Source organism: Undibacterium sp. Ji50W, from assembly GCF_049340445.1.
Lineage (GTDB): Bacteria > Pseudomonadota > Gammaproteobacteria > Burkholderiales > Burkholderiaceae_D > Undibacterium.
Genome location: NZ_JBMPOX010000012.1, coordinates 156,799 through 168,324, shown reverse-complemented (window position 1 = coordinate 168,324; position 11,526 = coordinate 156,799). Strand labels below are relative to the sequence as shown.

Annotated in this window: 11 protein-coding genes; 6 read left to right on the top strand and 5 right to left on the bottom strand. The window is 51.4% G+C overall.

The features are described from left to right. The first annotated feature begins 591 nt into the window (after positions 1 to 591). Positions 592 to 2,217, top strand: coding sequence for an NAD(P)/FAD-dependent oxidoreductase (locus ACO0K9_RS17580; RefSeq protein ID WP_422987245.1), 1,626 nt, complete (start codon positions 592 to 594; stop codon positions 2,215 to 2,217). A 60-nt stretch (positions 2,218 to 2,277) separates the two neighbouring features. Here ACO0K9_RS17580 and ACO0K9_RS17575 read toward each other — a convergent pair whose 3' ends face one another. Continuing rightward, positions 2,278 to 3,105, bottom strand: coding sequence for an HDOD domain-containing protein (locus ACO0K9_RS17575; protein ID WP_422987243.1), 828 nt, complete (start codon positions 3,103 to 3,105; stop codon positions 2,278 to 2,280). A gap of 668 nt (positions 3,106 to 3,773) precedes the next feature. On the opposite strand from ACO0K9_RS17575, the gene ACO0K9_RS17570 reads away from it, so the two are divergent. The 4 genes from ACO0K9_RS17570 (at position 3,774) to ACO0K9_RS17555 (ending at position 7,051) form a co-directional block, all read left to right on the top strand. After that, positions 3,774 to 4,259, top strand: coding sequence for a CinA family protein (locus ACO0K9_RS17570; protein WP_422987241.1), 486 nt, complete (start codon positions 3,774 to 3,776; stop codon positions 4,257 to 4,259). A 1-nt stretch (position 4,260) separates the two neighbouring features. After that, complete coding sequence (locus ACO0K9_RS17565) at positions 4,261 to 4,992, top strand: response regulator (protein ID WP_422987239.1); 732 nt, start codon at positions 4,261 to 4,263, stop codon at positions 4,990 to 4,992. Continuing rightward, positions 4,989 to 6,014, top strand: coding sequence for an ATP-binding protein (locus ACO0K9_RS17560; RefSeq protein WP_422987237.1), 1,026 nt, complete (start codon positions 4,989 to 4,991; stop codon positions 6,012 to 6,014). Before ACO0K9_RS17565 ends, ACO0K9_RS17560 begins: the two co-directional genes overlap by 4 nt. 158 nt (positions 6,015 to 6,172) lie before the next feature. Further along, positions 6,173 to 7,051: an EF-hand domain-containing protein gene (locus tag ACO0K9_RS17555; RefSeq protein ID WP_422987235.1), complete on the top strand. Its 879-nt coding sequence runs from the start codon at positions 6,173 to 6,175 to the stop codon at positions 7,049 to 7,051. A gap of 151 nt (positions 7,052 to 7,202) precedes the next feature. Here the strand turns inward: ACO0K9_RS17555 and ACO0K9_RS17550 are convergent, their stop codons facing one another. Next, positions 7,203 to 7,862 carry a flagellar basal body-associated FliL family protein gene (locus tag ACO0K9_RS17550; RefSeq protein WP_422987233.1) on the bottom strand — a complete coding sequence of 220 codons (660 nt, stop codon included), beginning with the start codon at positions 7,860 to 7,862 and terminating at the stop codon, positions 7,203 to 7,205. A 263-nt stretch (positions 7,863 to 8,125) separates the two neighbouring features. Here ACO0K9_RS17550 and ACO0K9_RS17545 point away from each other — a divergent pair, with 263 nt between their 5' ends. Further along, on the top strand, positions 8,126 to 9,214 hold the full coding sequence (locus tag ACO0K9_RS17545) for an acyltransferase family protein (protein ID WP_422987231.1): 1,089 nt from the start codon (positions 8,126 to 8,128) through the stop codon (positions 9,212 to 9,214). A 43-nt stretch (positions 9,215 to 9,257) separates the two neighbouring features. Here the strand turns inward: ACO0K9_RS17545 and ACO0K9_RS17540 are convergent, their stop codons facing one another. The 3 genes from ACO0K9_RS17540 to ACO0K9_RS17530 form a co-directional block, all read right to left on the bottom strand. Continuing rightward, complete coding sequence (locus ACO0K9_RS17540) at positions 9,258 to 9,878, bottom strand: lysophospholipid acyltransferase family protein (protein ID WP_422987229.1); 621 nt, start codon at positions 9,876 to 9,878, stop codon at positions 9,258 to 9,260. Between the two features lie 155 nt (positions 9,879 to 10,033). After that, entirely contained in the window at positions 10,034 to 10,648 is a 615-nt protein-coding gene (locus ACO0K9_RS17535; protein WP_422987227.1) for an AAA family ATPase, read from the bottom strand. Between the two features lie 132 nt (positions 10,649 to 10,780). Next, positions 10,781 to 11,494, bottom strand: coding sequence for a pseudouridine synthase (locus ACO0K9_RS17530; protein WP_422987225.1), 714 nt, complete (start codon positions 11,492 to 11,494; stop codon positions 10,781 to 10,783). Positions 11,495 to 11,526: the final 32 nt, after the last annotated feature.

Here is an 11,526-nt window from a genome sequence, read left to right as displayed (position 1 = left end):
AGAACTGTAATCTTTTCTGCCTCACTGAACTACTTATTCGTCCAGTTTTGCCGCGCAGCGTTGTGTGCGTCAGCAGCAGAGAAACGAGATTATGAAGCACTTTACTTCCCCTGTCAACACCCGCTGCTCTTTTCGTTTCTCTTCGCTCTTGCGAACGACTTAAACTGTTGCATGGTATTCACAGCAACCGAATCATTCCGCAATCTATTCAATCGCTCACTTCTTCAGTCTTGCTTTGCTTCATTTCTCACCCGCTTCTCAGCGGGAGCCGAACTATAGCAAACCTTCTCCCTTCTTTGCAAGTACCTTGGGGAAATTATTTGGATGGTTCTTTGGTTGGGCGGCGTTGGGGTGGTTTTGTAGGGTGCGCTGCGCGCACCGGACTTTGGTTGGCCGTGCCTTGTACATATGTAGATGCAATGGTGCGCATGGCGCACCCTACTATTCTTCCGCATTATCTACTCTCAAGGAAATCCTGATACCCCCCTGTCACATGCGGTTAAAATACGGGATTCATCAAACCATTAATCCAGCCCGTCGCTATTTAAGAGCTAAGAGCAATGGGCGCTTAGTGTTATCCGGACCGAATTTATGTTGCGCATTACCGATTTACAACTCCCGCTGGACCACACCGAAGCCGAACTGAGGACCGCTGTATTGACTGAACTGGGTATCGATGACCAGGAGCTTGTCAGCTTTTCCATTTTCCGCCGTGGTTATGATGCCCGCAAAAAGACTGCGATCATTCTTATATATACGATAGATGTCGTCACTACGCTGGATGAAGAGTTATTGCGCCGCCACAAGAATCGCACTCGCCTGTCCCCCACCCCGGATACGGCATACAAATATGTCACCCGCGCCGGGGATGCGGCATTTCAGCGCCCGGTCGTCATAGGCTTTGGCCCCTGTGGGCTGTTTGTCGCGCTTTTGCTTGCAGAAATGGGTTTTCGCCCTATCGTATTGGAACGCGGGAAACCAGTCAGGGAACGAACCAAGGATACCTGGGGTCTGTGGCGTAAGCGTGAACTGCATCCGGAATCAAATGTACAGTTTGGCGAGGGCGGTGCCGGCACTTTCTCTGACGGCAAGTTGTACAGCCAGATCAAAGATCCCAAACATTATGGCCGCAAGGTATTGACAGAATTCGTCAAGGCCGGTGCGCCAGAAGAGATACTGTATGTGAGCAAGCCCCATATCGGCACCTTCCGTCTGGTCAAGATGATAGAGGAAATGCGCCACAATATAGAAGCCATGGGCGGGGAAATACGTTTCCAGCAAAAAGTGACGGATATCGATGTGGTGGATGGCGAAGTCCAGGGCGTGCGCCTGAACGACAGCGAATATATCGCCACATCGCATGTGGTACTGGCCATAGGTCACAGCGCCAGAGATACCTTCAAGATGATTGCGGAGCGCGGTATCTATGTGGAAGCCAAACCATTTTCCATAGGTTTTCGTATTGAGCACCCGCAATCCGTCATTGACAAGGCGCGCTTTGGCCCGAATGCAGGCAACGAGATTTTGGGAGCCGCCGATTACAAATTGGTTCACCATGCCAGGAATGGCCGCTCCGTTTACAGTTTTTGCATGTGCCCGGGTGGTACTGTCGTGGCTGCCACATCGGAACCAGGCCGGGTAGTCACGAATGGCATGAGTCAATATTCACGCAATGAACGCAATGCCAACAGTGCCATCGTGGTCGGCATTACGCCAGCGGATTACCCTGGCGACCCGCTGGCCGGCATTGATTTACAAAGGAAGCTGGAAGAAAAGGCGTATGCCATGGGCGGTAGCAATTACAATGCCCCCGGCCAGTTGATAGGTGATTTTCTGGCGGCACGTGCGTCGACTGAGCTTGGTAGCGTGGAGCCCTCCTACAAACCGGGAATCACCCTGTGCGATCTGGCCGAAGCCCTGCCCGACTTCGCCATACAGGCCATGCGCGAAGCCATCCCGGAATTTGACAAGAAGATCAAGGGTTTTGCCATGAAGGACGCGATACTGACCGGCGTCGAAACACGGACTTCATCACCCATCCGCATCAAACGCAATGACGGTGATTTGCAGAGTCTGAACACCCGTGGTTTGTTCCCGGCGGGTGAAGGTGCAGGCTATGCGGGCGGGATTTTATCTGCTGCCGTCGATGGCATCCGGGTTGCCGAAGCAGTCGCCATGGATATACAGGGCATTCAAGCCCAGCAAGCAAGCAAGTAGCATACAGGGCAGATAAGCGCCAGGCTTATCTGCCCTGCTTCAGTCTTTCCTGCGGCTGGATTAGCCCAGCAAGTCTTCAAGACCGGCGCTCAGTTCACTCAAAGGCGGCATGTCAACCGTGATCACTTCGGGTTTGAGTCCCAATTTCTGCGCTACATCGGTAGGGAAGGTTGCCTCTTGTTCCTCTTTCGAATAATGATTTTCTTCACCGCGGGCACACCAGGATGCCACATGAACCACGGCACCGATCTGATCAAACTCGGCCTGCTGCAAAGGTTCGGCACAAGCCTTGATCGCCGTCGCAAAACTGTCGGGGAAACGCCAGCGCTTTGACAGTTCGGCACCGACATCAAAAAAATCATACCCAAACGAGGTGCGTTCCACATCTGGCCTGCGGACATCGAGGGGGCCGGCTATTTTATCGACCTGCAGCATTTGTTCAGGCATGCCTGCATGCATAACCAGTTGTCCAATGGCATGCATCAAACCAACGGTAAAGGCAAAGTCTGAATTGGCACGGGCTTTTTTTGCCAGCCATTTTGCTACTACCGCAGTATGCAGGCTGTAACGCCAGAATTGCTTGAGATCGACACCCGGCATAGATTTGAAACCGCTGGTCAGGCCGCTGCTGACGACCAGCGTACGTACCGTCATAAAGCCCAGCATCAATACCGCATCATCGACAGAACCCACCGTTCTTGACGCATGGTAATAGGATGAATTTGCCAGACGCAACAACTTGGCACTGAGTACCTGGTCCGCCGAGAGTTTCCTGGCAATTTCGTCGATAGACACATCATCGTTATTAAAACTGTCTATCACTTCCTGCACAACCTTGGGAATGGAAGGCAAAGCATTTTGTTGCTGGAACAGAGTCTCGATTTTCATAGGGCATCTCCTTTAGATGAGGGGACAGCGACTACATGTCTCTCTTTTTATGTCTGGAAATTGATACGCCAGTCAGCAAATTGCCCAGAACGCATTTCATGAACAGCATGAATGCATTCTAATAATGCAAGAGCATTAATAATTGCTATAAAAAATCATACTCTGATATGCGTTTTTCAGAAATGTTTTTTTTGATATCAGTCGTGATTTAAACAGAAGAACGTGTTTACGATCTGTAGCGAGCGAACGTCAGCGGGGTGAAGAGCCGCGCAAAAAGCGGAATGTACTTAAGACCATGAGCATTTTGAGCAGCGCATGAGCCCCGATCACGCTCGCACAGTAAGATCGCAAACACGTTCTAAGGCACAATTGATACAAGGCACTTATTTAAGACTTACGGTGTGTGTGAAGGTACTTGTCGCCTCCATTTAAATCAAGCTGCTTTCAGGCAGTCCTATTATTTTGCATATGCCGTAAATTTTGAAGATTTTTCATGAATTCGTCTTCATCAGTATCTCATCGCGAATAGAGACTGGCTTTCTTTTCCTGTCTCATCAATTCCAGATGATTTACAAACACTATGCTGTCTTTGCTTCACTTCCTGCCAGACATGGTGGTAAAGTAAGTTTATACACGTCATGCCGTAGTAACCAGACAGGAGACAAATCATGAAAAATGCCCTTGAACTCGCAGCACAAGTCGGTGAAGAACTCAAATCCAGAAAGCTAATACTTACCATTGCAGAATCATGTACCGGCGGTGGGGTCGCCCACGCAATTACAGAAATTGCCGGTTCTTCAGAATGGTTTGACTGTGGTTTTGTCACTTATTCCAATTCATCGAAGATTGAGTTGCTGGATATTCCTGCGGCACTGATTGCGCAGAATGGTGCCGTCAGCGAAGAAATCGCGGCAGCCATGGCGCAAGGTGCGATTGCCAATTCAGAAGCACATATTTCTCTTTCCACCACCGGCATTGCCGGCCCTACCGGTGCGATGCCGGGCAAACCTGTAGGCACCATCTGTTTTGGCTGGCATGTTGGTGGCATCACGCATACAGAAAGGCTGGTCTTTGCCGGCGACCGCCAGGCAGTACGCGAGCAAACCGTAGTGCATGCGCTCGACAAACTGCTCAGGTTTGTCAGGGAGTTGTGATTTGCCAGTAAACACAGGACGTCTCCAAGTATTGCTGGTGGATGATGATGCTGACATAGGTCAATTGCTGAGCAATTACCTGGAAAAATTCGATATCAGTTGTGTTGCCGTACAGGATGGCGTAGCGATGCAGGCAGCAATCCAGGCGCAGGATTTCGATGTCATTTTGCTCGATTTGATGTTGCCGGGCGATGATGGACTGACTTTGCTACGCAAGCTGCGCCGCCATGCAACAACACCGGTCATCATGCTGACGGCAAGAGGCGAATTCGCCGACAAGATACTCGGGCTGGAATCCGGTGCCGACGATTATCTGATCAAACCGCTGGATGCACGTGAACTGGTGGCGCGCATACAAAGTGTGGTCAGGCGCTGCAGCACGGCGGTAAGGCAAACCCATGAAACGGCAGAAAACCAGCCGGCGGAACTGCGTTTTGCATCCTGGACCCTGCATCTGGCGACCCGCCAGTTGCGCAGTCCGGACAAACTGGTGATCCCATTGTCAAATGCCGAATTTCGCCTGCTGCATGCATTCATCCGCCGGCCTGGCCAGGTACTAAGCCGGGATCAGCTACTGGACATTGCCCGCAATAAGTCCAGCGAAGTATTTGATCGCAGCATAGACTTGCTGGTATCCAGATTGCGGCAAAAACTGGGGGATGATCCGCGTCATCCCAGCATGCTGAAAACCATACGTGGTGAAGGCTATATGTTCAGCGCCAGCCTGAAATGAAACGACTGTTTCGCGACACCATTTTCAGCCGCCTGTTTGGTCTGGCCATGGCCGCCGTTGTAGTCAGCCATATCGCCACCTTTATATTGATGTTTGTATTTCTGGGTGATCACCGGCAGCCACCCCGGCCCGGCCCGCATCTGCACCATCATCAGGCACCCGGCTTGCTGGATGGCCCTTTGATGGGCTTTACCCTGAGCATGCTGCTGCAACTGCTGGTGCTGGCAATTGCCGCATGGATAGGCTCACGCAGCCTGGCCCGCCCCATGCAAGACCTGGCTGCCGCTGCCAGTACGCTGGGGGATGCAAAAAAACCCACGCCCATACCTGAGACAGGCCCGGAAGAAGCCCGGCAAAGCGCACTGGTATTCAACCAGATGCAGCAACGCCTGTATCAGCAAATGGAAGAAAGAGAACGCTTTCTGGTTGCGGTTTCGCATGATCTGCGGACACCATTGACGCGCATGAAATTGCGCCTTGTCCAGTTGCATGAAGATGGTAACGGCGAAAAACTCTTGCAGGACATAGAAGAAATGCGTCTCATGCTGGACGCCACCCTGGAATATCTGCGCGGCAGCGAAGAAACACTGCAAATGCTGGATGTCAGTTCCCTCGTCACTGCCATTGTCGACAATATGCAGGATGAAGGCAAAGCCATCAGCATGCAGGGCACGGCCAAGCCACTGCTGGCATTCCCGAACGAACTCAGGCGCTGCCTTTGCAATGTGCTGGAGAATGCCATTTTCTACGGCACGTCTGCCGACATCTGCCTGCAGGACAGCGATGCCGAACTGGTCATACGCATTACAGATCAGGGGCCGGGTATCCCTGAGCGGGAACTGGAAAACGTATTTTCACCTTTTGTCCGCCTGGCCACATCGCGGAATAAAAACAGCGGCGGCGTAGGACTGGGCCTGAGTATTGCCAGGGAAATAGCCAGACGACACCGTGGCTCACTGATACTCAGCAATCGCACGGAAGGGACTGGCCTGGTAGCAGAACTGCATTTGCCACGTCATTAAAATCCAGTCCATTTGTTACAGACCGCGCCTCCTCACCACGCATCTTTACATTTCCCCCGATTTTGTATCAGCACCGATACAAAGCCGACACAAGCAGGCAACATCGTGATGTCACACTGACATCTGACTGATAGTGGTTTGACTTCCAGGAGAATGCGATGACAAGCGTAAGTGGCGTTAGCGGCAGTAGCAATTATTTTTCCCAGGCCAGCAGTGGCGTTCAAAGACATGGGCGCGGCGATCCGGCCAAAATAGCGGACAGTGTATTTTCCAAGCTGGATACGAAAAACCAGGGTTACCTGGAAATCTCGGATCTGGAAACAGCATTTGGAAACATCTCAGATACTTCATCCAGCACGACCAGCTCAAGCACGACCAGTACGGCCAGTAGCACGTCCAGTGCCGGTACGAGCAACACGTCCAGTTCCTCCACCGTCAATGACTTGTTCAAGAAACTCGACAGTGATGGCGATGGCAAGGTCACCAAGGATGAATTCAGCAGCGGCATCAAGAAATTAAGTGATGAGCTGGAAAGCCAGTTCAATGCACGTCGCACCAGCGGCTCGCGTCCGCCACCACCACCCGACGGAGGAGGCGGACCAGGTGGAGACGGCGGCCTGGACAAAACCCAGTTGACAGATCTTGCCTCGAAAGTAGGCGAAAGCAATAGCAGTGCGGGCGCAGCCCTGACGCAGGTGGCACAGAACTTTGAGGCAGCCGATACCAATCAGGATGGCAAGGTCAGCATACAGGAATCGATTGCCTATCTTGAAAAGACTGCCTCCACCAGCAGCACGGCAAGCACTGGTGCCAGCACGACCAGCAGTTCTTCCGGTACCACGACCAGCAACGACAGTACTGGTACTGGCACCAGCACTGGCACTACCTCGGGCACCAGCAGCACGACAGCAAGTTCTGGCACGGACAGCACCAGCAACACCAGTGACGCGGCCATCTTCAAAAAGGCCCTGCAACTGCTGCGCGCCTATGCCGTTCCACCACAAGACCAGACTCAGGGCCTGTCAGTCACTGCCTGAATGGATTGAATGGATTGATATGGCACTGACGTGCTGATACCTCAGTCAGCAGGTTTTAGAAAACAAAAAGCCCGGATAGTCATTGAAGACCATCCGGGCTTTTTTTACACAGCGATCCAGAGCGTGTTGACTAGCGGACTGTAACAGCCCACTAGTCAGGGTCGCGGTTTTGCATGAGCAGCTCATTAATCAATACCGACTCTATCTTGTCGGTTTTCAGGGCCTTGTTCAGACCATCCTTCAATTGTACCCTGACCAGTTCAAACCCCGCTTCCGAATGCAGGTCGTCGGGATTCACCTTGGCCAGCTCAATCTGGTAATAAGTAGCAAGGGTCTTTTTATTTTCGAACAGCCATTCCCTGTCTTCGTCCCTCACCTGTATGGTGACCTTCATACGCACCACCTGTCCCTCCACATACGCCACCTGTTGCGGTAGTTCGATATAGCTAAGACCGGCCGCATTGCCAGTTGGGGTGCGAAAGTAGAAGAAAATTGCCAATAAAATAGCAAATCCACACAAGATAATCAGGGCAGCATAACGACCAAAATGATCGGGTTCAGACGCTTTTGCTACTTTGACAGGTTTTCTTTCCAGCGCCGGTTTCTTGGGTGCCGGGCGCTTGCTCGCTGCGGCTGGTCTTTGAGCAGCCGACGATGCAGATTTGGCAGCGGATGCCGGTGGCTCTACTTCGAATTCCAGCGCACCATTCTCTGGCGCCCCGGATTCGCCATTGATCGATTCAAAATCCAGTTGCTCACTTAACAAGCTCGCCTTTGACCTGTCTTTCGGCATACCTACCTTATCTGGCAAACATTCTGCGTTTGACTGCTACATAATTTTAATGCAATTTTCCACATATTTTTCCATGCGGAAACTTTTTTGAGAAGATAATCCAGCATAAGTTCCCTTTATTTTACTTAAATTAAGTGACCGTTTGATAAAACCGGGGCGGTAATTTTGTCCAAAAAAATGATACACAGTAACTTAAAATCAAATTTCGTTACAAACTAAGGGTGTAAAACACTAGCTGATTTCGCTATCATGACGACATTTCAAGCATTTGTATTAATCGCATGTCAAGCTCCCCCACTCTTTCCGACCGAAATTCCAGCATAGACAATATCAAAGCCGTTTTGATATTTCTGGTGGTTTTTGGCCATCTGATTGAAATATATGTCGGTGAAGATCATGTCTTGCGTTCCATCTGGATTTTTGTCTACGCCTTTCACATGCCGATGTTTGCACTCATGTCTGGCATGTTTTCCAAAGCACAATGGAATGAAAAAAGTGCTGGCCAGCTGATTTCTGGCGTACTCGCGCCCTTGCTGGCCTTTGAAATCATTTATGAGCTGACAGAATTTGCCCTCAGGGGTAGTGTCAGCGTGTATGCCAATCTGGTGGCACCTTACTGGATGCTTTGGTATCTGCTGAGTTTGCTGTGCTGGCGGCTTCTATTGCCGCTGTTTGCGCGCATACAGTTCCCGGTCATGCTGGCACTGGCACTGTCTTTGGTGGGCAGCTATTCCGAACATGCGGGTTATTTCCTTGGCGCATCAAGGACGCTGGTCTTCTTCCCCTATTTTTTATTGGGCTGGCAACTCGGTCATCGTGGGCTGTCAGACAAGAAAAAAGGCAAGCTGATCTTCAGCGCCATCGTGGTAGTGGCCGCCTTCATCGGTTCTTTCATGCTGCAAAGCGATTTTGATTATCGCTGGTTCTATGGCAGTTATTCCCTGCACAGACTGGAAATGGCGACGCTGGCCGGTTCGGCCTACCAGTTACTACAATATGCGGTGTCGACCGTCATTGGCCTGTCTGTCCTGTATTTGCTGGCACAAAAGAATTTGCGTCTGTCCGGCATCGGTCAACGCTCGATTTATGTACTGGTATGGCATGGCATGGCGCTGATCATCTTGCAGGAAACAGGTGTCTTGCGGCATATCTTCAAGCTTGACAACGGACTGGCACTGCTGATTTCTGCTCTGGTATCGATGGCCATCGTCTGGCTGTGCGCGCATGAAAAATGCGAAGCGCTGACCAAACGCTTTATTCTGAACCCCATGAGCTGGCTGCTGACAGCCCAGGGCAACAGCGGCAAACTGGCCCCTGAGACTGCGGCCATGCCGGAACCGGCTGAAAAAGCCCTGCGCCAGGAACCTTAGAAGCAGCAAGCGATGGCCATGCACTGACCTGGCCAAGCTGCTTTTAATCCCTGTGTTGATTTTTCTTGCAGGTCTGTATCGTTTCGCTATCAAACTGCTGGGGGTTCTTGCCTGAAATACCGCAATAGAACTCTTGAATCTGCGCCATGTCGACAGCGATATCCCCTGTAGGCACAAACATCTTGCCTATGCCACCAGCTTTACGCTTGAAATCCAGGTATCCCAGTGCGATAGGAACGCCCGCGCCCACGGCGATGTAATAAAAGCCAGTTTTCCAGTGCGTTACCTTGTCCCGGGTTCCTTCTGGCGGCACGATCACTGTCAGTCGCTGATTCTCATTGAAGGCATCCACCGTACCCTGCACCAGGTTGCCCGATTTGCTACGGTCTACCGCAATCCCGCCCAACCAGCGCATGATGCCGCCTATGACAGGTGGAAACAGGCTGGACTTGCCCATCCAGTACACCCGCAGGCGCAAGGCAAAACAGACTGCCAGCGTGACCGGGAAATCCCAGTTGCTGGTATGCGGTGCCGCGATCAATACATATTTCTGCTCTGTCGGGACGATGCCCTCGACTTTCCATCCTGCCAGGCGCAAACCCAGGAGAGACAGATAGCGCATGAACGCATTGATGAGGGGAGTTTCAAAAATAGTAAGATGCATGCCGCAAGTCTTTGATCACAAAAGAGAATTTTGCCTTCTCTTCAAGCAAGCGGCATTATAGTGATCTACGGCAAATAGAGGGGAGTAAATCGGGAAGTTTTTCCAAATTTCACGAAGTTGTCATACGCATTTCCCAGGCGCCAGAACAATCAACACTAACTATTTTTCAGCCACTTCAAGACTTCTTCCCACTGCGGCAAGTCCTTCTCGACGCGGGATGGAGCCACGTCCCACAGTGTGGCACCATGGGCCGCCAGTTGTATGTAGTTCTGGGTATCGCGCAAAAATCCCAGCACCGGCAAACCCAGTTGGCCGACATAATGGCCCAACTGATCGGCGGCACGGCTGCGGGTATTCACCCGCATGCCCAGTATGCCTATCTGGCCGTTCAGCTTCATTTTGGACAGGGATTTCAAAAAATCCTCAGTCGCCAGAATATCAAAAATCGACGCCTGCAAAGGGACTATGACCTTGTCGGCCAGTTTCAGCACCGCTTCCAGCTTGTTACCCTTCAAGCCAGCCGGGGTATCCAACACCACATGGGTGGTTCCTTTTGGTGGTTTCAACACATTGCCGTCAGCAATATCCCAGGGATGGATAACAGCCAGATTGGCAGGACGTAAAGACAGCCAGGTACGCGATGATTGCTGTACATCGGTATCGCCCAGCATCACCTTGTGCCCCTGCGCAGCAAAATAGCCTGCCAGATTGGTAGCAACCGTGCTTTTTCCTACCCCGCCCTTGGGATTGACAATGGCAATGACTGGCATGTGCGTTCCTTTATTCAATTCACGGAAGCGATACCTGCCAAACAGCAGTTGTGCTTCCCGATTTCATGGTTGAAACCAACAAACTACAAGCAAACCATCTACAGCGCTACTGACTTATTGTCTTTCCTATCCCTATGGTACCAGCAAGCCCAGTTGTTCGGGTGTCAAGTAACACCATTCACCTTCCGCAATACCCAGCGAAGCCAGCGTCAGCTTGCCTAAGGCGGTGCGCTGCAGGGCGGCGCAATGGTTGCCTGCTGCTGCCAGCATGCGCTTGACCTGGTGATACTTGCCCTGTTCCAGCACGATTTCTATCAGATATTCATCCAGCTTCTGGCAATGCACTGCTGCCAGTGGAGCAGGTTCATCATGTAGTTTGACGCCTTGCAACAACAACTTGACCAGTTCCTCTGTCACCGGCTCTGCGGTAGTTGCCTGGTACACCTTGGGCACATGCCGTTTGGGTGAGGATTGTGTATGAATAAACGGGCCGTCATCCGACATCAACAACATGCCGGTCGTGTCATGATCCAGACGTCCGACCGGCTGTACGTCACGCCAGCTAAATTGTTCCGGCAACAGCGTCAACACGCCGGGGTGATGACTGGGCTTGCGCGAGCATTCAAAATTCGGCGGTTTATTGAGCACGATATACACGCGTTCACGGTATTTCCAGTCTTCATCAAAAATATGGAATTGCAGCTCACTGGTTTCAAAGCTCATCTTGGTACTGCGTACCACTTCGCCATTCACGCTCACTTCGCCATCTTCCACCAGATCGCGACAGTATTTCCGGGTTCCAAATCCTTGCGACTGCAAGATTTTATCTAAGCTTAATTTTGTCATGACGCGACTTTATCAGATGTAGCCACTACCAC